General features: G+C 39.4%; 23 protein-coding genes and 1 tRNA gene. 1 reads left to right on the top strand and 23 read right to left on the bottom strand.

Translation table 11 applies throughout. The features are described from left to right. Positions 1–299: 299 nt before the first annotated feature. The 6 genes from HT687_RS02665 to pbp2a form a co-directional block, all read right to left on the bottom strand. A tRNA-Glu gene (locus HT687_RS02665) sits at positions 300–371 on the bottom strand. Positions 372–463: 92 nt separating this feature from the next. Beyond that, positions 464–943, bottom strand: a complete 480-nt coding sequence (locus HT687_RS02660; protein WP_119919832.1) for a sigma-70 family RNA polymerase sigma factor — start codon at positions 941–943, stop codon at positions 464–466. Between the two features lie 119 nt (positions 944–1062). Then, the gene (gene nusG / locus HT687_RS02655; protein WP_000376739.1) at positions 1063–1599 is read right to left on the bottom strand and encodes a transcription termination/antitermination protein NusG; all 537 of its coding nucleotides are present in this window, start codon (positions 1597–1599) and stop codon (positions 1063–1065) included. A gap of 54 nt (positions 1600–1653) precedes the next feature. Further along, on the bottom strand, positions 1654–1830 hold the full coding sequence (secE, locus tag HT687_RS02650; protein WP_001210991.1) for a preprotein translocase subunit SecE: 177 nt from the start codon (positions 1828–1830) through the stop codon (positions 1654–1656). Between the two features lie 9 nt (positions 1831–1839). Beyond that, positions 1840–1992: a 50S ribosomal protein L33 gene (gene rpmG / locus HT687_RS02645; protein ID WP_014017356.1), complete on the bottom strand. Its 153-nt coding sequence runs from the start codon at positions 1990–1992 to the stop codon at positions 1840–1842. Between the two features lie 52 nt (positions 1993–2044). Then, on the bottom strand, positions 2045–4240 hold the full coding sequence (gene pbp2a, locus HT687_RS02640) for a penicillin-binding protein PBP2A (protein WP_172924073.1): 2196 nt from the start codon (positions 4238–4240) through the stop codon (positions 2045–2047). An 86-nt stretch (positions 4241–4326) separates the two neighbouring features. Between pbp2a and HT687_RS02635 the strand changes: the two genes are divergently transcribed. Beyond that, the gene (locus tag HT687_RS02635; RefSeq protein WP_119919834.1) at positions 4327–5202 is read left to right on the top strand and encodes an RluA family pseudouridine synthase; all 876 of its coding nucleotides are present in this window, start codon (positions 4327–4329) and stop codon (positions 5200–5202) included. Between the two features lie 68 nt (positions 5203–5270). On the opposite strand, the gene gap is transcribed toward HT687_RS02635, so the two are convergent. The 17 genes from gap to HT687_RS02550 form a co-directional block, all read right to left on the bottom strand. Beyond that, a complete protein-coding gene (gene gap, locus HT687_RS02630; RefSeq protein WP_000260684.1) occupies positions 5271–6278 on the bottom strand; it encodes a type I glyceraldehyde-3-phosphate dehydrogenase in 1008 nt (335 codons plus the stop codon). Positions 6279–6454: 176 nt separating this feature from the next. Beyond that, positions 6455–7756, bottom strand: coding sequence for an ABC transporter permease (locus HT687_RS02625; protein ID WP_007284918.1), 1302 nt, complete (start codon positions 7754–7756; stop codon positions 6455–6457). Next, positions 7725–8408 (bottom strand): ABC transporter ATP-binding protein, encoded by a 684-nt coding sequence (locus HT687_RS02620; RefSeq protein ID WP_054388130.1) that lies wholly within the window; start codon positions 8406–8408, stop codon positions 7725–7727. Before HT687_RS02620 ends, HT687_RS02625 begins: the two co-directional genes overlap by 32 nt. A gap of 315 nt (positions 8409–8723) precedes the next feature. Next, on the bottom strand, positions 8724–9644 hold the full coding sequence (locus HT687_RS02615) for an XRE family transcriptional regulator (protein WP_054388131.1): 921 nt from the start codon (positions 9642–9644) through the stop codon (positions 8724–8726). 123 nt (positions 9645–9767) lie between these two features. Next, a complete protein-coding gene (gene adhE / locus HT687_RS02610; RefSeq protein WP_172924072.1) occupies positions 9768–12419 on the bottom strand; it encodes a bifunctional acetaldehyde-CoA/alcohol dehydrogenase in 2652 nt (883 codons plus the stop codon). Positions 12420–12718: 299 nt separating this feature from the next. After that, positions 12719–13129, bottom strand: a complete 411-nt coding sequence (locus HT687_RS02605; protein WP_000429499.1) for an MORN repeat-containing protein — start codon at positions 13127–13129, stop codon at positions 12719–12721. Between the two features lies 1 nt (position 13130). Then, the gene (locus HT687_RS02600) at positions 13131–13559 is read right to left on the bottom strand and encodes a low molecular weight protein-tyrosine-phosphatase (protein ID WP_000737440.1); all 429 of its coding nucleotides are present in this window, start codon (positions 13557–13559) and stop codon (positions 13131–13133) included. Between the two features lie 45 nt (positions 13560–13604). Then, positions 13605–13904 carry a preprotein translocase subunit YajC gene (gene yajC, locus HT687_RS02595; protein ID WP_001069051.1) on the bottom strand — a complete coding sequence of 100 codons (300 nt, stop codon included), beginning with the start codon at positions 13902–13904 and terminating at the stop codon, positions 13605–13607. Positions 13905–14020: 116 nt separating this feature from the next. After that, complete coding sequence (gene tkt, locus HT687_RS02590; protein WP_172924071.1) at positions 14021–15997, bottom strand: transketolase; 1977 nt, start codon at positions 15995–15997, stop codon at positions 14021–14023. Between the two features lie 113 nt (positions 15998–16110). Beyond that, positions 16111–17202: an L-ascorbate 6-phosphate lactonase gene (gene ulaG / locus HT687_RS02585; RefSeq protein WP_172922490.1), complete on the bottom strand. Its 1092-nt coding sequence runs from the start codon at positions 17200–17202 to the stop codon at positions 16111–16113. Between the two features lie 111 nt (positions 17203–17313). Further along, positions 17314–18987 carry a transcription antiterminator gene (locus HT687_RS02580; protein ID WP_023937012.1) on the bottom strand — a complete coding sequence of 558 codons (1674 nt, stop codon included), beginning with the start codon at positions 18985–18987 and terminating at the stop codon, positions 17314–17316. 176 nt (positions 18988–19163) lie between these two features. After that, positions 19164–19868, bottom strand: a complete 705-nt coding sequence (locus tag HT687_RS02575) for an L-ribulose-5-phosphate 4-epimerase (RefSeq protein WP_001077563.1) — start codon at positions 19866–19868, stop codon at positions 19164–19166. Position 19869: 1 nt separating this feature from the next. Beyond that, on the bottom strand, positions 19870–20733 hold the full coding sequence (locus HT687_RS02570) for an L-ribulose-5-phosphate 3-epimerase (RefSeq protein ID WP_023937014.1): 864 nt from the start codon (positions 20731–20733) through the stop codon (positions 19870–19872). 3 nt (positions 20734–20736) lie between these two features. After that, entirely contained in the window at positions 20737–21402 is a 666-nt protein-coding gene (locus HT687_RS02565) for a 3-keto-L-gulonate-6-phosphate decarboxylase UlaD (protein WP_000166728.1), read from the bottom strand. 16 nt (positions 21403–21418) lie between these two features. Beyond that, positions 21419–21904, bottom strand: a complete 486-nt coding sequence (locus HT687_RS02560) for a PTS sugar transporter subunit IIA (RefSeq protein ID WP_001049927.1) — start codon at positions 21902–21904, stop codon at positions 21419–21421. A 75-nt stretch (positions 21905–21979) separates the two neighbouring features. Continuing rightward, positions 21980–22261, bottom strand: a complete 282-nt coding sequence (locus HT687_RS02555; RefSeq protein ID WP_000241469.1) for a PTS sugar transporter subunit IIB — start codon at positions 22259–22261, stop codon at positions 21980–21982. Positions 22262–22283: 22 nt separating this feature from the next. After that, positions 22284–23741, bottom strand: a complete 1458-nt coding sequence (locus HT687_RS02550; protein ID WP_023937017.1) for a PTS ascorbate transporter subunit IIC — start codon at positions 23739–23741, stop codon at positions 22284–22286. Positions 23742–23817: the final 76 nt, after the last annotated feature.

Genomic DNA, 23817 nt, shown 5'->3' with positions numbered 1-23817 from the left:
ATGTATTAGGCACGCCGCCAGCGTTCGTCCTGAGCCAGGATCAAACTCTCATTAAAAGTTTGAGTTCTCACTCATTTCTGTCGCTGACAGATTTATTGTTTTTTCATTGTTCAGTACTACAACTTCAGTTGTAGTGCCCTGCACATTGGTTCGTCTTGTTCAGTTTTCAAAGGTCTTTGTCACTTACTTCTCTCAAGCGACAACTATATTAGTATATCACAGTCGCTTTCGCTTGTCAACACTTTTTTTGAAACTTTTTTAAACTTTTTTTCATCAAGTGTTCCAACCGCAACATACTATAGTCCGTACGGGATTCGAACCCGTGTTACCGCCGTGAAAAGGCGGTGTCTTAACCCCTTGACCAACGGACCAGAGTGGTTATTTTCAACTCTTACTATTATACAGTCTTTTCAAACTTTGTCAACACCTTTTTAAACTTTTTTTTACTTTTTTGCATGACTTCCTAATGGGTACGGATGTCAAACTCTTTAAACACAATACGTAAATCTCTTAACACTCTTTGACGCCCTCGGAAGCGTTCATCTCTTAAGATGCGTTCTAATTCTTCTTGTTGCTCTTTAGTTTGTTTATTTCTATAATTTCTTAGTGTTTCATGAAAGAGATAATAATCGTCTAGCCAGAGTCCTCCATCACTTATACGATGACTGATTTCACCCACTTCTTCATAAGGTTCTTTATCATATCTTCGTTTGTGGCTTTCTTGCTTACGGATATAGTCTAAAATTCGATTTCGAAACTTGGTTTTGAAATATTTCCTTAAACGAGGAATATCTTCTACTAGTCCTTCTTCTCTACTAATCAATTCATGTAAGCAAATCATTCCCTCTTGGTTCCAGTCCGATAGCTCCCATAAATGAAGGTAATATTCATTTCTACACTTATACACAGTTCCTTGGACTTCTTCATACAATTCTTTAATCATAATTTTCCCCTTTCTAGATACAGTCTAACAGATTAGAAACACTTTTGTTCCATTTTCTCCATTCTGTTCTCTACACCGTCTCAACTGCACAAAAAAGAGAGGCTCAGCCTCTCTCAGGGTTATAATTCTGCGATTTGGTTTAGGTTTACTTCTGCAACTGTGTCATTACCAAACATAGAGATAATCATTTTTACTTTGTTATTATCAATTTCTGTAATCTTACCAGTGTAGTCTGCAAAAGCACCATCAATAATACGTACGGTTTGACCAACCTCAACATCGAAATCAAATTCTTGAACAGTTTGTCCCATAGATACCAAAATGTCACGAATTTCTTGTTCCAATAATGGAGTTGGTTTTGATCTGTTCCCGTGTGATCCTACGAATCCTGTAACGTTTGGTGTGTTTCGCACAACAAACCAAGCTTCATCTGTCATGACCATTTCTACAAGAACATAACCTGGAAATCGATTTTCTTCTACTTCTTTTCTCTTTCCATTTTTTTCAACTTGCACTGTTTGCGTTGGAATTTCAACACGTAAAATATTATCCAACATATTGTAGGTTTGCGCACGTTGCAATAGATTTTCTTTTACCTTATTTTCATAACCAGAATAAGTTTGTAAAACAAACCACCCTTTATCAAAACTATCCATGATATTTCCTTTCATAAATAGAAGATTTCTAGTGTAATTAACTCCACTAACCTTCTAAAAAATGTTAATAAATCGAATCAAACCTGAAACAATCAACTGGTCAAAAATGTAAATAATTACTACAAAGAAAGCTGTGTATTCCATAATAGAACGAAAATCTCTCCAGCTTTCCTTGCGAGTTGGCCATGTTGTGTCTTTAAGAAGTCTAAAAATATCTCCAATAAAACGCATCGCTCTCTCCTATCTCGTTTCTCTGTGTGTAGTGTACTTGCCACAATGTTTACAAAATTTATTTACTTCTAGTCGTGTAGGCTTGGGGGTTCCACTGATCTTGATTGAATAGTTTCTCGAACCACAAACCGCACAAGCTAGGCTTGCTTTTTTTAGTGCCATAACGCCTCCATCTTATCTATTATAACAAGAAAGCTAGGCTTTGACAAGCATCTTAGCGAAATAGATTGACTACCGAATCCCATATTGTTTGAGCCTTTTCCTTAATCTTCGCATCCGAGATAGCCCGACTAGCCTCATCTACTAGACTTTGCGCACGTCCTCGAATATCAGACAAATTATCATCTGTCTGGCTATTATCATTGGTTTGTACTTGTCTTTTTGTATTGGCTGGTGCAATTCCATTTTGCTTATAAGCATTTTCAACCGTAAAGGTACTTCCTGGCGTATAAGGTAAAATGGTATTTGCAATATTTCTAAAGACATGGGCTGCACCGTTTGAAGTAGAACCTGCTAGATAGTGATTTTCATCAGTGGTCGGAAAACCAAGCCAATGACTAATCACCACATCAGGAGTATAACCAATCACCCACTGGTCACTTGTGTACTCCGGATTGAAAACTGCTTCAGTTGTTCCAGTTTTCCCTGCCATGACATAGTCTGCAGGCGATGAACTAATACCGGTTCCGTTAGTGAATGTACCCAACATCATACTGGTCATCTTATCAGCTACAGACTTATCAAGCACCCGTTTTTGTGAATTTTTATGGCTAGCAATAACTTGTCCACTAGCATTTTCAATTCTACTAATAAAATGAGCTTCCGGCATTAAACCTTCATTTGCAAAGGCAGCATATGCTTGAGCCATTTGCAGAGGATTGGTTTCGACACCACTTCCTAAAGCGACGCCGAGAACACGGTCGACCTTTTCCATGTTGAGTCCAAATTTTTCTCCTGCCTCAAAAGCCTTGTCAACGCCCAAATCATTAACAATGGCAACAGCAGGTAGATTAAGCGATTCTGCCAAGGCTTGATACATAGGAACTTCTCGACTCGTTTTAATTCCTGCATAGTTATCAACCTTATAGCTGTCATACTGCATGGTATGGTTATCCAAGAGCTTATTCAAAGCCCAACCTGCCTCAACTGCTGGCGTATAAACAACTAAAGGCTTAATTGTAGAACCAGGGCTACGTTTTGATTGAGTTGCATAGTTGAAATTCCGGAATCCAGTTTTATCATTGTCAGCAACTTGACCGACAACTCCACGAACTCCTCCTGTTTTCGGTTCAAGAGCTACACTTCCTGATTGAGCAAATGTTCCATCCTCTGCCCTCGGAAATAGCGAGGTGTTTTCATAGACAACCTGCATATTTGCTTGGTAGTTTTGGTCCAGCTCTGTATAAATGCGGTAGCCATTATTGACAATTTCTTCCTCTGTTAGATTATACTTAGAAACAGCTTCATTAACAACCGCATCAAAGTAAGAAGGATAGCGGTAATCTGAGATTTTTCCTTCATACTTATCGTGCAATTGCGAAGTCATATCAACTTCTGCAGCTTCGGTTTCTTGGTTTTTATCAATATATCCTGCTGCAACCATATTTTGTAAGACAGTGTCGCGACGATTAGTTGAATCTTCTACGGAATTCAAGGGATTATACAATTCCGGCCCCTTGAGCATCCCTGCCAGAGCCGCAGCTTGATCCAAACTCACTTCTGATGCAGAAACTCCAAAGTATTTCTTACTCGCATCTTCTACACCCCACACACCATTTCCAAAATAGGCATTGTTAAGGTACATGGTTAAGATCTGATCCTTACTATATTTTTTTGTTAATTCTAAGGCAAGGAAAAATTCTTTCGCTTTTCTCTCAACAGTTTGATCCTGAGACAGATAGGCATTTTTAGCCAACTGTTGGGTAATAGTAGAACCACCACCTGAACGACCAGCAGTGACAATCGCCAAGAAGAAACGGCCATAGTTAATTCCGTCATTTTTATAGAAAGAACGGTCTTCTGTCGCAATAACGGCATTCTGTAAATTTTTACTGATGTCAATCAGTTCAACGTAGGTTCCTTTTTGACCAGACAAGGCACCAGCCTCTTTTTCTTCACGATCAAAAATGATAGTCCGAGTTTTCAAGGCGTTTTGCAAATCGTTAACATTGGTTGACTTAGCTACAGCAAACAAATAGGTTCCAACTAGCAAGCCTGCACTCAAACCTAGTATAAGGACAATCTTTGTTAGATGATAGCGACGCCAGAATTTTCGAATCGGACCTACTTGGGCTAATTTTTTTCGATCACTGCGAGAACGACGCAAGCTAGTAGACCCAGAATCCTCTGATTCACTTGTTTCTTTTTTAAAAAGAGAAAGAAATTTCTCGAATAATTTATCTAATTTCATGCGTTTATTTTATCATCTTCATCATAGGAAGACAAGAATTTAGCTATTTTCTATCCAAATAGGGCTTTTTTTGTTACAATATCTGTATGCAATTCACTTTTACTTTACCAGACTCTTTACCTCAAATGACGGTTAAGCAATTACTGGAGGAACAACTCCTCATCCCTAGAAAAATCCGTCATTTTTTGAGGATCAAGAAACATATTTTGATAAATCAGCGAGAAGTTCATTGGAACGAGATGGTGAAACCTGGGGATGTTTGCCAGTTGACTTTTGATGAGGAAGATTATCCCGAAAAAGAAATTCCTTGGGGCAACCCAAATCTCGTTCAGGAAGTTTATCAAGATCAACACTTGGTTATTGTGAACAAACCAGAGGGGATGAAAACGCATGGTAATCAGCCAAACGAAATCGCCCTTCTCAACCATGTCAGTGCCTATGTTGGCCAAACCTGCTATGTCGTTCATCGTCTGGACATGGAAACCAGTGGCTTGGTTCTCTTTGCAAAAAATCCTTTTATCCTGCCCATTCTCAACCGCTTATTGGAGAAAAAAGAGATTTCTAGGGAATATTGGGCGCTTGTTGACGGAAATATCAACAGCAAAGAACTTGTTTTCAAAGACAAAATTGGGCGTGATCGCCATGACCGCAGAAAACGAATAGTTGATACAAAAAATGGGCAATATGCTGAAACGCATGTAAGCAGATTAAAGCAATTCCCAAACAAAACGACCCTTGTCCGTTGTAAACTAAAGACAGGGCGAACCCATCAGATTCGTGTGCACCTTTCGCATCATAACTTCCCTATTTTGGGCGACCCTCTCTATAACAGCAATTCAAAGACGAGTCGGCTTATGCTCCACGCCTTCCGACTGTCCTTTACCCATCCGCTTACTCTAGAGAAATTAAGCTTCACTGTCCCATCAGATACTTTTGAAACAGAATTAAAAAAGAATGGATGATTGTGTCATCCATTTTTCCATATAAGAAAAGCAAGACCAAGAGGCCTTGCTTTTTATCGACTCATGAATTATTTAGCAATTTTTGCGAAGTATTCAAGAGTACGAACAAGTTGTGCAGTGTATGACATTTCGTTGTCGTACCATGATACAACTTTAACCAATTGTTTACCGTCAACGTCAAGGACTTTAGTTTGAGTTGCGTCAAACAATGAACCGTAAGACATACCTATGATATCTGAAGATACGATTGGATCTTCTGTGTAGCCGTATGATTCGTTTGAAGCTGCTTTCATAGCTGCATTCACTTCATCAACAGTAACGTTCTTTTCAAGAACAGCTACCAATTCAGTAACTGATCCAGTTGGAGTTGGAACGCGTTGTGCAGATCCGTCAAGTTTACCGTTCAATTCTGGAATTACAAGACCGATAGCTTTAGCAGCACCAGTTGAGTTAGGAACGATGTTTGCAGCACCAGCGCGAGCACGGCGAAGGTCACCACCACGGTGTGGTCCGTCAAGGATCATTTGGTCACCAGTGTAAGCGTGGATAGTAGTCATCAATCCTTCAACAACACCAAAGTTGTCTTGAAGAGCTTTAGCCATTGGAGCCAAGCAGTTTGTAGTACATGAAGCACCTGAGATAACTGTTTCAGTACCGTCAAGAACGTCGTGGTTAGTGTTGAATACAACTGTTTTAACGTCGTTTCCACCAGGAGCAGTGATAACAACTTTTTTAGCTCCACCTTTAAGGTGTTTTTCAGCGGCTTCTTTCTTAGCAAAGAAACCAGTAGCTTCAAGAACGATTTCTACACCGTCAGTAGCCCAGTCGATTTGTTCTGGATCACGTTCAGCAGAAACTTTAACGAATTTACCGTTAACTTCGAATCCACCTTCTTTAACTTCAACAGTACCGTCGAAACGACCTTGAGTTGTGTCGTATTTCAACAAGTGTGCAAGCATAACTGGATCTGTAAGGTCGTTGATACGAGTAACTTCAACACCTTCTACGTTTTGGATACGACGGAAAGCAAGACGACCGATACGTCCGAAACCGTTAATACCAACTTTAACTACCATTAGTGATTTCCTCCTTATGAAAATCATGAAATTTTTATTGTGAAAAGAGTAACTTGAATCACTACAAATCACCTTTCAACAAACCTATTATATAACTATTTGAGTTGAATTGCAAGTACGGGCATTGTTTTTCTATGTTTGTTTCTTTTTAAGGCTATAAATCAAGAACTTCCTTACTATTCATATCGTAGCGATTCTACAGGATCCATTTTACTAATTTTACGCGCTGGGAAGTAGGCTGAGACATAACCAAGTAATAGAGCGAAAGCTAGAGTTCCTAAAACAGATAAAAGATTTAATTCAAAAACCTTCGTGATGGATGGGTAAAAGTGATTTACAACCGCATTCGCCAAACTTCCCACCCCTTGTGCAACCAAAAATGCCAGCAGCAAGGCGATTCCTACAATCCAGATAGCCTCGTAAATAAAAATTCCTTTGACATCACGATTTTGATAACCAACTGCCTTCATGACACCTATTTCCTTAGAACGTTGCATGATATTGATGTAAATAATGATACCAATCATGACCGCTGCTACCACAATGGCTTGTGATGAAAGTACAATCAACAATCCCTGAATGACACGAATAAAAGTAATCACAATATCAAGAACCTTCTGTTGAGAAAGAACAGTATACTTCTTGTTTTTCTGCAATTCTTCTGTTATCGCTTTTGTTTGTGATGGATCTTTGAGTTCCAAGATAAAATAAGATACAGCTTTTGTAAATCCAGCCTCTTTCAAAATCGTTTCCATTTGATGAGACGGCATGAAACTGTTGCTGTCCTCCAAGTCATCTTCATCATTGATTACACGTACAATCTTTGTTTGAAATTGAGCAGTCTTGCTAGCTTCAGCATCATTTTCTACAATGCTGGCTGAGACTGATTTGCCAATAATATCACTAGCTGTCAGATTTTTTCCTGTCTGTTCATTCCAATTTTTTAGTAAACTGCTTGGAATCGTCAATCCCTGTTCATTTGAATCCGTATAGAGGGAACCGGCTAATACTTTGTCCGCCTCATTACTACTAACAGAAATACTTGTATCCTCATATAGACTCACTACTTGAGCATAAGAAGGCATCGTTTGACTCAGATCCATTTCTTGACCATCTATAGTCATATTTGACATGATCATCCCAAAAGGACTCTCCAAATATTTAATAGCTTCTTTGCCAACTGTATCCGTGATATAGTTCTTATCATCTTGGTTCAAAAAGCCTCGTCCAACATTTTTTGTGTTTAAAGCAATCTGAACTTGAGAAGGGATTTGACCTCCATTCGTATTTTCATCAATCATCGAAATCAATGCATTTCCCAAGCCGAAAGAAATTAAGACTCCTACAAAACCGATTGAGGTTGCTAGCGCAATCAATAGGTTACGCCATTTTCTTTCCATAAAGTTATTTAAAGAAAGTTTGAATTTATTTTTCAATGATAATCCTTTATTTTTTGACTTCTTCAACGACTTCACCATCCTTCATTTTGATAATCACGTCTGCATATTCAGCAACCTCTGGATTATGGGTTACAATCAGTACTGTTTTCCCTGTTTGGGCTAATTTTTTAAACACTTCCAATACCATTTCTTGGGATTGAGAATCCAGCGAACCCGTTGGCTCATCTGCTACAATCATATCAGGCTGATTTACCAGTGCACGCGCGATTGCTACGCGTTGCTTTTGCCCGCCAGAAAGCTGTTTAACATTTTTAGCCATAAAAGGCTCCATGCCCAAGTTACTTAATTGCTCCTTTGCAATCATTGTCATCTCCCTGTCAGATAAATCTTTGACATAGAGAGGTAATTTGACATTATCCAAGACAGACTGATGAGGAATGAGGTTAAAGTTTTGAAACACAAATCCAATCTTATCTTTACGAAATTGAGTTAGTTCAATCTCTGATAAGTCACGGAGGGATTCCCCTTTAAACTCTAAATCTCCTTCATATTGTCTATCTAAACCGCTGATGATGTTTAGTAGACTGGTTTTGCCACATCCTGACGGACCATAAATCGCAGTGATTTTCCCTTTTGCGATTTGCAGATTTATATTCTCTAAAGCCTGCTCTTGATGTTTACCGTCCAAAGTGTAAAACTTTGAAATATTTTTAATGGATAAAATGGACATTCTTTCCCCCTTGTTTAAAACTGTTATCGTCATACATCATAATTATAGAAAAGCCTTCAAGCGACATCAGCACTGATTGCCACTATGAACCTACTGCTTAGAATTTTTTCTCTATTGCCTCGTTTGCTTCTGGATGTATATCAAGTAATACTCTTCGAAAATCTCTTCAAACCACGTCAACGTCGCCTTGCCGTACTCAAGTACAGCCTGCGGCTAGTTTCCTACTTTGCTCTTTGATTTTCATTGAGTATAAAATTCATTTTAACAAAAAAGCGGCATTCCCTCAATGACAGAAATGTCACTCCTATAAACTCTTTAACGATATCTTTCTAGATCCTCGCTCCATTCATTATCTAAACTAACGATTAACTTCTCATTGCCAAACATCCTCGCCATCATTTTTGCTTCTTCATACTTTTGTTTGGCTGTATCATAATCCGTCTGAATATAATATTTCCACTCCACCATCAAGACAATCGGTTGTTTTTGAAAATCTCGTGTTTTTTGCCCTATTTTATTTAAGGTCTCGACTGCCCTCTTAAAATAAGGAAGCAACCCCATAATCTCTATACAAGTTAAAGAAGCTAACAAGGAGTCTCTAAGTAAGTCCAAACAATCGAACTCTATCTTATCAACCTGAGAACTTAGTTTGTCATGAAAACAAAGAATGGTTTCATGCTCAGATTCTTTTATCTCACCCATATTTAAACCATCCATTAACTGACAGTTGAAATACAGTCTCAGTTTCAACAAGTCCTCGGCTTTATATACATCTCTGGATAGTAAGTCTTGAAGACTGTCCTCAATCACACTGCTTCCATATAAGGAATTACTAGTCATTCTCACTGCATCTATAGCTTGAAGACAATCCACTAGCACTTTCTCATCACGTGGCAAATCATCATAAAAATTCTCAAAAATCTCATCGAAATATTCTTCCTTTTGTTCTTGCAACTCCTTGTCTCCATAGTCAGGATGATGTAAAAGAAAGTACTTTAATTCTTGGTAACGCTTCGGTAATTCCTTATAATCTGGCATCAAGACGTAGGACGGAATTTCTAATCTATCTGCAATATATTCTAGGGTTTTTATCGTCGGGCGAAATTCTCCTTTTTCAATCCGCACCAACTGACGCACTGATAATTCAGACTCATCTCCGCAAAAAACTGGACGACTAAGGCCTTTCTCCTCTCTTAAAAGTCGCACTTTATCCCCTAACTCATTTATCTTGTTCATTTGCCCCTCGCATGATTATTAAAGATTTGATTTTCAAATAAATATATGCGATGATTATACCATTTTTCAAATAGAATTACAAAAAAGAGACAGGATAACTCCTGCCTCTAAACTGATAAACAATTATTTACGGCGTCCTGGTCTTTCTTTGTAGCCATAATATGCATCTGCCATAATTTCTTCCATGTCAGCTACCATTGGCAAGCGTGGGTTAGCAGGAGAACATTGGTCTTCATAAGCAAGCAAAGCAATTTCATGCAAGCTGTCTTTCCAAGCTTTTTCATCAATTCCTTGATCCTGGAAGTTCATCTTGATACCTACTGCAACACCAAGTTCGTAAACAGCTTTAGCGTATGCCTCAACTGCTTCTTCTGGAGTTGAGTGAGGCAAGCCAAGCATTTTCGCGATGTCTTGGAATTTCTCATCAGCTTTCCAGTAGTTGTATTTAGGCCATGTAGTAGTCTTAGCTGGACGAGTTCCGTTGTAACGGATAACGTACGGAAGCAAGATAGCATTTGTACGTCCGTGAACAGTGTGATGAACACCACCAATCTTATGGGCCATTGAGTGGCTCATTCCAAGGAAGGCATTGGCGAAGGCCATACCAGCCATTGTAGACGCATTGTGCATTTTCTCACGAGCTTCTGGGTCAGCTGTCTTAACAGATTTTTCCAACCATTCAAAGACAAGTTTGATTGTTTGAAGCGCAATACCGTCTGTATAGTCGTTAGCAAAGTTTGAAGTGTAGGCTTCAGTCGCGTGTGTCAAGACATCCATACCTGTATCAGCAGCGATAAAGTCTGGAACTGATTCAACCAAAGCAGGGTCAACAATGGCAATAGTCGGTGTCAATGAGTAGTCAGCCAATGGGTATTTGCGGTTGTTTTTCTTATCAGAGATAACGGCAAATGGTGTTACTTCTGAACCAGTACCTGAAGTTGTTGGGATACCGATGTACTTCGCTTTCTTACCAAGTGATGGGAAGCGGAAGGCGCGTTTACGGATATCCATGAATTTTTGAACCAAGTCACGGAAGTCGATTTCTGGTTGTTCGTAGAAGAGCCACATTACTTTGGCTGCATCCATTGGTGAACCACCACCAAGAGCAATGATTGTGTCTGGTTCAAATGCTTTCATCACCTCAGCACCACGTTCTACAGTTGTGATATCTGGATCTGGTTCAACATCTGAGAAGACTTGGATAGTTACACGGTTGCTACGTGCGTTCAATTGATCGATAACACGTTGAACGAAACCGAGTTTTTCGATAGATTTGTCTGTAACAATCAGAACGCGTTCAATATCTTCACATGTTTGAAGGTATTGGATAGAATTGCGTTCGAAGTAAATTTTTGAAGGAACTTTAAACCACTGCATATTATTTCTCCGTCTTCCGACTTTTTTGATATTCAAGAGGTTAATGGCACTAACGTTATCCCCAACTGAGTTGCGTCCGTAAGAACCACATCCAAGTGTCAATGATGGCAAGAAGGCATTGTAAACGTCCCCGATACCACCGAAAGTAGAAGGTGAGTTACAGATAACACGAATAGCTTTAACAGCTTTACCAAATTCTTTAGTCAATTCGTCGTCAGCTGTGTGGATGGCTGCTGAGTGGCCAAGACCGTTAAATTCAACCATTTGACGAGCCTTAGTAATACCATCTTCACGGCTTTCAGATTTCAAAACTGCGATAACTGGTGACAATTTTTCACGAGTCAATGGCTCATTTTCGCCAACTTCTTTACATTCTGCAGCAAGAATGTTTGTTCCTTCTGGAACTGTAAATCCTGCTTGCTCTGCAATCCAAGTTGCTGGTTTACCAACGATGTCAGCGTTCAATTTTGCACCAGCACAGTTTTTGCTGTTTGCTTTGACGCCGAAACAGAATTCTTCAAGAAGAGCTTTTTCTTTTTTATTTACAAAGTAAGTGTGGTAAGATTTGAACTCTGCTACAAATTCATCGTAGATTTCTTTGTCAATGATAACCGCTTGTTCAGATGCACAGACCATACCGTTATCAAATGATTTAGACATGACGATATCGTGTGCTGCTTGACGAATGTTTGCTGATTTTTCAACATAAGCTGGAACGTTTCCGGCACCTACCCCAAGAGCTGGTTTACCACATGAATAAGCCGCCTTAACCATGGCATTACCACCTGTTGCAAGGATTGTCGCAACACCTTCGTGGTTCATAAGGGCACTTGTTGCTTCCATAGATGGTTGAGTAATCCATTGCACACAGTTTTCAGGAGCACCAGCTGCGATAGCTGCATCGCGGACGATACGAGCTGCATGAGCAGATGATTCTTGTGCTGATGGATGGAAGGCAAAGACGATTGGGTTACGTGTCTTCAATGAAATCAATGATTTGAAGATTACTGTTGATGTTGGGTTTGTTGTTGGAGTAATACCACAAACAACACCAACCGGTTCAGCAATAAGAGTCAATCCTGTTACATCGTCTTCTTCGATAACGCCAACTGTCTTAGTGTGACGCATGTTGTTTACTACGTGTTCACAGGCAAACAAGTTCTTAGTTGCTTTATCTTCAAATACACCACGTCCTGTTTCTTCAAAGGCATGTAAAGCCAATTCTCCGTGGGCATCCAAAGCTGCTACTGATGCTTTGGCAACGATGTAGTCAACTTGCTCTTGATCCAATTTACGCATTTCTTCAAGGGCAACTAGAGCTTTTTGAACCAACTCATCTACGTGTTTTTCAGCAACGAGTTTCTTTTCCTCTGGTGTCACAGTTTTTTTATCAGCCATATTTTCCTCCATAGCTTTCAAGGAACGATATCCTTTGTTAATTTTTTCACAAGTTTATTATAACGTATTATTTCAACTTTGTAAACAGTTTCATAAACATTTCACAAAGAATTTTTAAACTCTTGTGAAACTTTTCTCATTTTCTTTTCTTATCAGGTTTTATCTTTGAAGTTTGTGAAATTTATTTCAAATATTTTTTATTTCACAAACTTGCTTGGAAGAGGGATTTGGAAAGAAAGGGATTTACAGGTAAGCGCTTACCTTGTAATTCTAATAATACCTCCTTTGATAAGGAGGCTTTATTTTTGTTGAAAAACGCCTTGTTTAAAAGTTCCTTCATAAACGACTTCTTGTTCTGTTGTTAGTTTCCCTTTTCCTTCAGCCTGACCATTTACAAAATCACCTTCGTAGGTCCAGCCTTCTTTAGATTGAAAGGTACCTTTTCCGTTGAAGGCTCCATTGTTGAAGCCACCTGTATATTGGTCTCCATTTTGGAAGGTAATGGTACCTTGACCATTCATTTTACCACGGACAAGACTGCCATCATAAACAATCGTTCCATTATCGAGTTTTAAGACACCTTTTCCTGGAATATTTAGAAAAAAGACGAGTACAGCACAGAAAACAATGGTAACTACTGCCAAAAGCTCTAAACGTGGACGAGTCAGATAGACACGATACTTTTCGTAAAAATTCGTAAGATTTTCCACCTTAACTCTCCTTTTCTAAACGTTCTAACCAAGCTTGACAGCCCTCTTGAACACGTCGATAGGTTTCTTCAAAATCTCCTGTATACCAAGGGTCTGGAACACTTTCAGATGAAAATGAGTAAATCTTATCTTGACAGTCTACTGGACACATCTGACGTAAGTCAGAAATATTTGAAGCGTCCATTCCGATAATATAATCAAAGGCTTCAAAATCTTCCTTACTAATCTGAAGCGATGTCTTGTTCTTGTCATAAGGAATCTCATACTCTTGAAAAATTCCCTGAGTCCCCTTATGAATCGGATTGCCATGTTCCCAAGAGGAAGTTGCTCGACTTTGGATTTCGTAGTTATCTGTCATTGATTTCATAACAAACTCGGCCATAGGGCTACGGCAAATATTTCCCAGACAGACAAAGACTAATTTTTTCATCCCATTTCCTTTCTTTTATAGAAAACGGGAGTTCGTGATCCCGTCTTATTTTTCAATTGCGCCTTCTAGTGAAGCTGTTTCTTTCAGCGGTAATACTGTCTTGATAGCAGCTAGTTCAAAAGTCAAGTAAACTCCATCTACGTCAAGAACTATTGTTCCCTTCTCCGTATCTACTTCATCGACTGTTCCATAAAGTCCACCGATTGTAATCACTTCATAGCCTTTTTGTAGTTTATTTAAGCTTTCCATACGCTTTTGAGCTTGTTTCTTTTGAGAGCGTTGCATAAAGAACATCAAGGCCATCATACCTACAAGCATGATTAAAAAAGTAATATTTGGATTCATTGTTTTCTCCTTTGTCTTTTACATAGGACTACTATATCAAATTTCAGCTACTTTTACAAGATTGTACCTTACTTTTCTGGTAAGAAAAACCAGAGCTTACGCCCTGATTTTTAGGATTATTTCAAGTTTCGAACAACTTTTACAAGATTTTCTACAGTAAAGCCATATTCTGCCAATACTTTTGGTGCTGGGGCAGAGGCTCCGAAGGTATCAATACCTAGAACGGCACCATCGAGACCAACATATTTGTACCAGTTTTGACTTGCACCCATTTCGACTGCAACACGACGGCGGACTGCATTTGGAAGAATCTCTTCCTTGTAAGCTGCATCTTGTTTATCAAAGACATCTGTAGATGGCATGCTGACTACGCGGATTTTTTCGCCTTGACTAGCCAATTCTTTGGCAGCTGAGACAGCAAGATTAACCTCTGAACCTGTCGCAATCAAGATCGTATCAAAGTCTGCTGCATTTTCATAGACAACATAGGCACCTTTTGCAACCTTGTCGAAGTCTGTTCCATCTTCAACAATCAAGTTCTGGCGTGTCAAGACAAGGGCAGTTGGTGTTTTCTCACTTGTCACTGCAAGGTACCAAGCTGCTTGCGTTTCACGCGCATCTGCTGGACGGAAAACATTTAGATTTGGCATAGCACGAAGACCTGCCAAGTGCTCAACTGGTTCGTGAGTCGGACCGTCTTCCCCAACTGCGATTGAATCGTGAGTAAAGACATAAGTCACAGGAAGTCCTTGCAAGGCTGACAAGCGAACAGCTGCCTTCACATAGTCAGAGAAGACGAAGAAAGTTCCACCGTAAACACGAAGCCCACCGTGAAGGGCCATCCCGTTCAAGATCGTTCCCATGGCAAATTCACGAACACCAAACTGAATGTTACGGTTCAAGCGATGAGCATCGTCTTGAAGTCCGTCAGTCTTGATATAAGTCATGTTTGAGTGAGCTAGGTCAGCTGATCCACCTAGGAAGGTTGGTAATTTAGCTGCCACAACATTCAAGGCATCTTGACTTGAATTACGAGTTGCTTGAGAAAAACCATTTTCTAAAGCTGGGAAGTCTGCTGGAGTCACTTCGACTGGATCACGTCCGTCGATGATGGCTTCTACTTCTGCAGCCAGTTCTGGATGAGCTTCTTTATAATCTGCAACTAATTTAGTCCAAGCTTGATAAGCTGATGCGCCACGGTCTGCAACATGTTCTTTGAAATCAGCATAAACTTGTTCTGAGATTTCAAACGGTTCATAACCCCAACCGAGAGCTTGACGAGTAGCTGCAGTTTCATCTGCTCCAAGAGGAGCACCGTGTACAGCATTCGTTCCTTGTTTGTTTGGAGAACCGTATCCAATAACAGTCTTCACTTCAATCAAAGATGGTTTGCCTGAAGCTTTAGCTGTTTCGATAGCAGCATGGATTGCTTCCAAGTCTGTTCCATCTTCAACCAAGGCAGTATGCCAACCGTAGGCATTGTAACGGTCACGAACACTTTCTGTAAAGGAATCCTTTGTCTCACCATCCAAGTTGATGTCATTTGAATCATAAAGAACAACCAACTTGTCTAGTTTTTGCAAGCCTGCGTATGAAGCCGCCTCGCTTGAGACACCTTCCATCAAGTCTCCGTCTCCACAGATAACATAAGTATAGTGGTCAAAGATATTGTAGCCTTCACGATTATATTTGGCTGCCAAGAAACGTTCTGCTTGGGCAAAACCAGTGGCAGTTGAAATCCCTTGCCCTAGAGGACCTGTGGTAGCATCAATTCCTGCTGTATGGCCAAATTCTGGGTGACCTGGTGTTTTTGAACCCCATTGACGGAAGCTCTTGATCTCATCCATGCTGACATCTTCAAAACCAGAAAGATGAAGAAGGGCATAAAGGAGCATTGAACCATGGCCTGCTGAAAGAATAAAGCGGTCACGGTTAATCCAGTTTGGTTGAGCTGGATTGATACGAAGTTGTTTTGTAAAGAGGCTGTAAGCCATCGGAGCTGCTCCCATAACCACACCTGGGTGACCTGAGTTAGCTTTGTTGATAGCGTCAATACCTAGGAAACGAATTGCATTAACAGATAGATTTGACATAGAATTTCCTTTCTATTTGAGGTGATTATTGAATCACACATTCTATTTTACTATTATATGAAAATTATCCGTATCATGCAACATACGGATAACCTCCAAAGAATATTTTTATATTATAGCAAAGCTTTAAATTGAATGTTAGAGTCTTGTTCAAAACAATCATCAAAACCACGTGGATGATGGTATTCTACTAAGTGTTGATCTTGAGGATAAGTGTACTTACCGCCAACTTCCCAGATAAATGGATGGAAATCGTATTGCAAGCGATCTTTTCGCATTTTCCAAAGTTCTAGAATCTCATTAGTAGAAGCCATGAAGTTAGACCAGATATCATAGTGAACTGGGATAATGACTTTGGTACGCAGATTTTCTGCCATACGAAGAAGGTCGATAGATGTCATTTTGTCTTGGATACCTACCGGATTTTCACCATAGTTATTCAAAGCAACATCAATTTTAAAGTCTTTACCATGTTTTGCAAAATAGTTTGAGAAGTGAGAATCTGCACCATGATAGATGGTTCCACCTGGTGTTTCAAAGATATAGTTAACAGCCTTTTGAGCCATTTCTTCATCTGTAACAGCCAAGCCAGCAAGTTCACCGCCTGTCTCATCAGCACCGTTCACTGGAAGAGTTACCAAGCAAGTACGGTCAAATGATTCTACTGCATGAATCTTCATATCTTTTAATTCGATAGTGTCACCTGGCTTCACAACGATGATACGTTCTTTTGGAACACCCCATCCTTCCCAGATTCGTCCACAGTGGTAAGGACCGATAAACTTAACATGCTCTAACTTAGGATTGTTGAGAATTGCTGCAGCTGTGTATGGGTCGATATGATCACTATGGAAGTGTGAAACTAAGTAATAGTCTAGTTCGTTGATAGCAAATGGATCGATAACCATTGGCTGAACACGCAAGTTTGGTTGCAACTTACGAACACCAGCCATATTTGCCATTTGGTGCCCACGAACCATATCTTTCACTTTTTTGGTTGATTTTCCACGATTTGACCAAAGGTCCATGACAACGTTAGCACCAGCTGGTGTCTTAATCCAAGTACCACAGTTGCCTAGCCACCACATGGCAAAGTTGCCTTCAGCTACGACTTCTCCTTCTATTTCTTCGTTGAGCCAGGTCCCCCACTCTGGGAAAGTAGCTAAAATCCATGACTCTCTTGTAATTTCTTTGACGTTTGGCATATGTTGCCTCCTTTGGATATAATTGTTATCTTTGAGATTAGTATACCACCCTTCAAAACACTAAAAAAGACCAAGAAAAACACAGGTTTGTGTTCATCATTGGACTGTCCTTCAAATATCTTCCAAAAAAGCTTGAACTACTATTTCTTGATTTATAAGTGTTTGAACCTCTTCTTGGAACTTACTAGCCAACTTGCTGTCTACAATATAAGACGAAATAAGACTAGAAAGATTTTCACTGAAACTTTTGCCCTCATTACGAAATATATTGTGTTTAAGATAGTCTAGCATTTTCAAAATATCTTCTGCTTCAAGGATAGGATTAACCCTTAAAATCGGAAATCTGCTATCCAAATCATCATTAGTAGTAATCACTACATCAACTTGTGCAATATCTTCCACACTCTTAAATTGTTCTGTTGTAAATACAGTGCCAATTTGCTCATTTGGAAAATAAAGTTTGCATTGTTTCAGCAAAAGTCTCGAAACCGCAACACCTTCATCACAAACGAGATAAACTTTTTTCATATTTTTTTGAGACGATGGTGTATACTTTAAAAATCCTCCAATATGAATCGTCAAATAGGCAATATCATCGTCTGTTAGCCGAATAAACCATGCTCCTTCTAAAATTTCCGCAGATTTTCTAGTGACTAAAAATAATTCTCCATACTTGGATCGAATTTGTTTTGTTAGAGGATTTTTAGAAAAAATACCGTAAGTCTTTCTAAATAACAAGGCTTTACAGTGGATCATCAAATTTCGTAACAAATCATCCTTGTTCTCAATCTCCATTCGGATTTGTGATTCAAAATACCAGATAAATTCTTCTAAAGCAAGTTTTAATTGCCGAAAATCATCACTTTCTGCATGAATATCCAAATCTTTACGATAGGAGAGGAGGAGAACAGCTACAAGAGAAACTTCAAGTCCTGACAAAGAAATTTCAAACTTTTGAAACAACCGTTCTCCTAGCTTCTTAGACACCTGATACTCTATTCTTTTTCTTATCAAAGAAAATTCTTTCTCTATATCCTGATGTCTTTCTTGATACTGTTCAACATTATGACAGCTTAACAGCAAATAAGGTAGAACCTGCAACATAAAAGTTATTTCATGATGGTTTATTTTCTTCCCTAAATCTTGTTCAACTAAAGGAACCTGTTCCTTAAAAAATTGGTTCATTTCAACAGAAAGCAAACACTCATCATCTAACCTCTCTTTCATCTTATCTTCTAAAATAGATACAAAAGTGGCATTTTCTTCCATAAAAATATGATATAGAAGCGATTGAAGATACTGAATTTTATTAAGAGGGTGGGCATGAAGGTGGTATCCCTGTGACTTGCTCACTTGCAAGATCACCTGATATTGTTCCAAAGTTAGTTGATAACGAATACTATTCAAATCATTGAGAACAGTATTCCTAGATACCTCTGTTAACTCTATCAATTTTTCAATCGTAATACGTTCTTTAGAAATACCTATCCATAGTAACATTATCATCATACGTTCATGCGCACTCATGATATAATCGTACGAATCTACTTCCGATAATAGTTTACAACAAGCATCTCTCTGCTCTTCCGTTAAGTGAATACCAATTCGTGGAATACTAATGATGTGAAGCGCCTCGTCAACCAGAGCAGCATTGATTTTGTCAATGTGATAATAAATTTTCCTTCTTGACTCTTTCAAATCTTTCGAAATCGCCATAATCGTTTTGGACGTTTCTTGATCCATCAAATATTGAAGCAAATCACAACTTGCCTTATCCAGTACCATATTAAAAAATCCCCCAAATCTATTGATATCACAGCAATTCTTTTTATTTTACCATATATATCAAGCGCTATTTCTAAAAAATCTTTCAAAATTACTTCAACTCCAACTTTACTCTCAATAAAAATCAAATGTAAAAAGAGGAGCTAAATTTATCTTTTTCTCCTCCTTCATCGTTCTTACTTTTGACCATAATAAGCATTTGGTCCATGTTTACGTTGGTAGTGCTTTTCTAGTATGTACTGGGGAGCAGGTCCAACTCTTGGATTGATTTGTTCTGTAAAGCGATTCATCTTTGATACTTCCTCTAGTACGACAGAGTGATAAACAGCATTCTCTGGATTTTTGCCCCAGGTGAATGGACCGTGATTGCGTACAACAATTCCTGGTACTTCAACCGGGTTAAGTCCGCGATGTTCAAACTCTTCTACGATAACCAGGCCAGTATCTTTTTCATAGGCCACTTCTACTTCATCCTTGGTCAAACTACGGGCACAAGGGATTGAACCGTAGAAATAATCTGCATGGGTTGTTCCGTAGAAAGGAATATCACGACCTGCCTGAGCCCAACCAACAGCTTCTGTCGAATGGGTGTGAACCACACTACCAATTTCTGACCAAGCCCTATATAATTGCACATGAGTTGGGAGGTCGGAAGATGGTCTTAAATCCCCTTCTAGGATCTTACCATCTAGATCAGTCACTACCATGTTTTCAGGTGTCAATTCGTCATAATCCACGCCTGATGGTTTGATAACAATGACACCGAGTTCGCGATTGACTTCCGATACATTCCCCCAGGTAAATTTGACAAGTCCATGTTTTGGCAATGATTGATTGGCATCACAGACTCGTTTACGCATAGCATTGATTACTTGATTCATCTTACATCAAACCTGCTTTCTTAATGAGTGGATAGAGAAAAGCTTGCGCCTCTTGAACGGCTGCGCGTGTTTCTTCTACTGTTTCACAATTTTCAGACCACATTTCGATTAGGAAAGGTCCATTATAATTGGTTTGTTTTAAAATATCGAAAGCTTCTTCCCATTTGACACAACCTTGCCCAAAAGGTACATCTCGGAACTGCCCCTTTGAACTTTCTGTCACTGCATAAGTATCCTTGAGATGGAGAGCTGCGATGGCATGATGACCAAGATAAAACTCACTATAGATATCATTATGCCATGCAGACACATTACCAATATCTGGATATACAAAGAGGAAGGGAGAGTCAAGCTCTTTTTCTATAGCCAAATATTTTTCGATGCTATTGATGAAAGGATCATCCATAATTTCAATAGCAAGTACCACCTGAGCTTCTTCAGCCCAGTCACAGGCTTTTCTCAAATTTTTGATAAAACGTTGGCGTGTCTGGGGTGACTTTTCCTCATAGTAAACATCGTAACCAGCTAATTGAATCGTACGAACTCCCAAGTCTTGAGCTAATTCGATACATTTTTTCATGAGTTCTAGAGATTTTTCCTCTAGAACTGGATCTTTTGAACCCAATGGGTAGCGACGATGGCCTGAAAAACAGATAGAAGGAATACGAACACCAGTTTCATAGATTGCTTTGACAACTTCCAAGCGTTCTTCCTTACTCCAGTCAAGTCTTGCTAAACGCTCGTCACGTTCGTCAATAGACATCTCGACAAAATCAAAGCCTAACTCCTTGGCAAAATTTAAACGTTCTAGCCAAGTAAAGTGTGTTGGGGTTGCCTTTTCATAAATTCCAATTGGACGTACCATGATTTACCCCCAAATTCGTCTGATTTCATCCTTGAAGGCACGCGCTGCTCCTGCTGGATCCGCAGCCTCTGTAATTCCACGACCTGCGATAAAGGTAAAGACATCAACACCTTCAAAGAGTTTGAGAGTATCTACATCTAGACCACCTGTTACAGATACACGGAAGCCCATGTCAATGAGTTTTTTAACCTTATTAAGGTCTTTTTCACCCCAAGTTTCACCAGCAAGAAGAGCATCACGAGATTGGTGATAAATAGCTTGTGAGATACCTGCATCTAGCCAAAGCTGAGCTTGTTCAAAAGTCCAATCGCCATAAAGCTCGATCTGGATTTCGCCTCGTTCTCCTCGTTCAGTCTTGATAGCCTTTAGAGCTGCTTCCATAGTAGGGATGGTTGCACAACAGATACAAGTCATCCAGTCTGCTCCACGAACCGCATTATTTTTAGCAACTGTTCCACCAGCATCAGCACATTTTGTGTCTGCCACAATAATCTTATCTGGGAAAAGGCTACGCAAGACTTCAGCCAGTTCACTTCCAACTTGAAGCAAGCAAACAGTTCCAGCTTCGATAATATCTACTTCCTGACCAACAGAAACAGCTGCTTTAATCGCTCCTTGCAAGTCTGAATGGTCTAATGCAACTTGTAAATTAGGTATTCTTTTTGTCATTTCTTTATTCCTCTTTCTAACTTTCCAAGTCCAATCCTTCGAGATAAGGGCTATCCTTAGATTCTTCAATCATAGCCAAGACATCTTCTTTAGTCTGGCAAGCCTGTAAACGTGCAATAGAATCGTCTAATTCAAACAGAGCAATAATTTGTGGAATGGCTACACTTGTGTGAATTTTTGAGCTTGTTGCTGCCAGTGCCAACAAAACAGATACCTCTTTCCCATCTGAAAATACAACAGGATTTTGTAAGGTAATCAATGAAAAGGCATCACTTTGCACACCAGCTTCAGGTCTAGCATGGGGCATAGCCATACCTGGCATCAAGATATAGTAAGGCCCATACTCTTCAGTCGATTCAATGATAGCATCGTAATACTCTGGCAAAATTGCCCCACTTTCAATTAAGGGATCTACTGCTACCTTGACTGCTTCTTTCCAATCGTTAGCCTCTAAACCTAGTCGGATCGAGTCATTGTCAATTAAAGCTTGTTTTAAATTCATATCTGCCTCCTTTATTTAAGAGGGAGAAGGACAGAAACGATAACTCTCAGTTTCTGTCCAGCCCCCTCCAACCTTTTACTGTAGTGCTTGACTGAGTTTTTCGGTGATTTCTTTATCATCCATCAAGTTATCAAGCCCAATTAACTTCCCATTAGTTCGCCCTTCCAATTCTTGAATCAAATGAAGAGAAGCGATTACGATGTCATATCCTACTGCTAAACCTTTAGCTTCACCGACACTGCATGAATTGACTGTAAAATCTGTTTGATTAAGCTTACGGAGAGCATTTTCAACCTTCATCTTGATAACCATTGATGAACCCATTCCATTTCCGCACGCTGCTAATACTTTAACCATTTTATTTCTCCTTTTCTAGATACTAAGCTTCTTCTTGAACTTCACCGTTGTAATATTTCTCTTTATCTTTTGCTTTGGCAAATTGAAGTTGAGGAATAACAAGCAAGAAGAGACACACAAGTACATAACCAACAATAGCAAGGTATTTGAAGATATATCCAAATCCAAGCCATGGGAATTCAAAGTCGATATTTCCATGGTAGCCACCATAAGATGCCAAATCGAGAAGGGCCACACAAAGAGCTCCTAGAGCAACTTGAAGGACGCCTGATATAAAGGAAAGGATAACAGCCGCTTTCCATCCGCCGCGTTTATCAGCGTAGACCGCAATGGCTGCATTGTCAAAGAACACTGGTACAAATCCTGTAATAATAAGAATCGGATTTTTAAAGACGATGAGCAAGACAATTGTAATCAATTGACCAATCAAACCAAAGGTAAATCCTGACAAGACAGCATTTGGAGAACCAAATCCATAAGAAGCTGCAACGTCAACCGCTGGGAATGAACCTGGCAACAATTTGTTTGAAATACCTTGGAAGGCGTTTGTCAACTCAGATACGAACATTCGGACACCTTGCATCAAAACGAACAAGTAAACTGAGAAGGTAAAGGCTGTTTGGATAATGTACATAAAGAAATCTTGTTTAGCAGGATTGAATAGAGTTCCTGAAGTGATGACTTCTTTATTAGACATAATGTCTGGACCCAAGATTAAAAGAATGGCTCCGAAGAATACGAGCATCAAGGTAGCAGATGCAACAACTGTATCGTGGAAGATTGAGAGGAACTTAGGTAATTTAAGATTGTCTAAACTTTCTTCTTTCTTACCAAAGCGTCCTGCTACTTTATCTACAAACCAGATTGCAAATTGCTGTTGGTGACCAATCGCAAATCCGCCACCACCAGTCAAGCGTTGAGTTGCCTCAACAGTCATATTTGAACTAACTGCCCAGTAAAGTCCACAGATGATACCAATCGCTGCTGTACCGTAAGCATTGCGCAATTGTGGTACTAAGAATAGAATCATAAGAGATACTGTTGCAGCTTGTTGTACCATGATGTGACCAGTAATAAAGAGGGTTCTTACCTTCGTAATCTTTCGAAGAGCTACGAGCAAGATATTTATTCCGAAACCAATCAATAGAGCTGTAGTTGCAGTTCCAACAAAATCTGGAAACTCTGCTGCAATTTTGTTGTTTGCTGCAGCAAGTCCAAAGTAAGGGTCGATAACCGCTGCACCAATTTGGAATTTGTAGTTAAGGGCTGCTAAGATTGGACGGAAGGTTGTAACCAAACCACCAGCACCCACGTTAAGCAACATATACCCTACTGTTGCTTTAACAAACCCTGAGAAAACGTCATGGGCAGGTTTTTTCAAAAGTGCGTATCCTATCAACACCAATAAACCTACGAAAAATGCGGGATTCTGCAAAATATTGCTAGAAAACCAATTTAGAACACTTGAAACGACTTCCATAATTGTTCTCCTTTTGAATTGTTTTTGTAAGTTTATTATATAATGCGAAAGCGCAAACAAAAAGACCAAGAATTAC

The sequence above is a fragment of the Streptococcus sp. 1449 genome (assembly GCF_013276805.1).
GTDB lineage: Bacteria > Bacillota > Bacilli > Lactobacillales > Streptococcaceae > Streptococcus > Streptococcus pseudopneumoniae.
The sequence above is the reverse complement of the archived record's forward strand: the minus strand, read 5'-3'. Positions and strand labels throughout refer to the sequence as shown.

Excerpts from the sequence above, each read along its gene's own strand:
- HT687_RS02660 (WP_119919832.1), bottom strand. The coding sequence starts at position 943 with ATGATTAAAGAATTGTATGAAGAAGTCCAAGGAACTGTGTATAAGTGT.
- nusG (WP_000376739.1), bottom strand. The coding sequence starts at position 1,599 with ATGGATAGTTTTGATAAAGGGTGGTTTGTTTTACAAACTTATTCTGGT.
- secE (WP_001210991.1), bottom strand. The coding sequence starts at position 1,830 with ATGCGTTTTATTGGAGATATTTTTAGACTTCTTAAAGACACAACATGG.
- rpmG (WP_014017356.1), bottom strand. The coding sequence starts at position 1,992 with ATGGCACTAAAAAAAGCAAGCCTAGCTTGTGCGGTTTGTGGTTCGAGA.
- pbp2a (WP_172924073.1), bottom strand. The coding sequence starts at position 4,240 with ATGAAATTAGATAAATTATTCGAGAAATTTCTTTCTCTTTTTAAAAAA.
- HT687_RS02635 (WP_119919834.1), top strand. The coding sequence starts at position 4,327 with ATGCAATTCACTTTTACTTTACCAGACTCTTTACCTCAAATGACGGTT.
- gap (WP_000260684.1), bottom strand. The coding sequence starts at position 6,278 with ATGGTAGTTAAAGTTGGTATTAACGGTTTCGGACGTATCGGTCGTCTT.
- HT687_RS02625 (WP_007284918.1), bottom strand. The coding sequence starts at position 7,756 with ATGGTGAAGTCGTTGAAGAAGTCAAAAAATAAAGGATTATCATTGAAA.
- HT687_RS02620 (WP_054388130.1), bottom strand. The coding sequence starts at position 8,408 with ATGTCCATTTTATCCATTAAAAATATTTCAAAGTTTTACACTTTGGAC.
- HT687_RS02615 (WP_054388131.1), bottom strand. The coding sequence starts at position 9,644 with ATGAACAAGATAAATGAGTTAGGGGATAAAGTGCGACTTTTAAGAGAG.
- adhE (WP_172924072.1), bottom strand. The coding sequence starts at position 12,419 with ATGGCTGATAAAAAAACTGTGACACCAGAGGAAAAGAAACTCGTTGCT.
- HT687_RS02600 (WP_000737440.1), bottom strand. The coding sequence starts at position 13,559 with ATGAAAAAATTAGTCTTTGTCTGTCTGGGAAATATTTGCCGTAGCCCT.
- yajC (WP_001069051.1), bottom strand. The coding sequence starts at position 13,904 with ATGAATCCAAATATTACTTTTTTAATCATGCTTGTAGGTATGATGGCC.
- tkt (WP_172924071.1), bottom strand. The coding sequence starts at position 15,997 with ATGTCAAATCTATCTGTTAATGCAATTCGTTTCCTAGGTATTGACGCT.
- ulaG (WP_172922490.1), bottom strand. The coding sequence starts at position 17,202 with ATGCCAAACGTCAAAGAAATTACAAGAGAGTCATGGATTTTAGCTACT.
- HT687_RS02580 (WP_023937012.1), bottom strand. The coding sequence starts at position 18,987 with ATGGTACTGGATAAGGCAAGTTGTGATTTGCTTCAATATTTGATGGAT.
- HT687_RS02575 (WP_001077563.1), bottom strand. The coding sequence starts at position 19,868 with ATGAATCAAGTAATCAATGCTATGCGTAAACGAGTCTGTGATGCCAAT.
- HT687_RS02570 (WP_023937014.1), bottom strand. The coding sequence starts at position 20,733 with ATGGTACGTCCAATTGGAATTTATGAAAAGGCAACCCCAACACACTTT.
- HT687_RS02565 (WP_000166728.1), bottom strand. The coding sequence starts at position 21,402 with ATGACAAAAAGAATACCTAATTTACAAGTTGCATTAGACCATTCAGAC.
- HT687_RS02560 (WP_001049927.1), bottom strand. The coding sequence starts at position 21,904 with ATGAATTTAAAACAAGCTTTAATTGACAATGACTCGATCCGACTAGGT.
- HT687_RS02555 (WP_000241469.1), bottom strand. The coding sequence starts at position 22,261 with ATGGTTAAAGTATTAGCAGCGTGCGGAAATGGAATGGGTTCATCAATG.
- HT687_RS02550 (WP_023937017.1), bottom strand. The coding sequence starts at position 23,741 with ATGGAAGTCGTTTCAAGTGTTCTAAATTGGTTTTCTAGCAATATTTTG.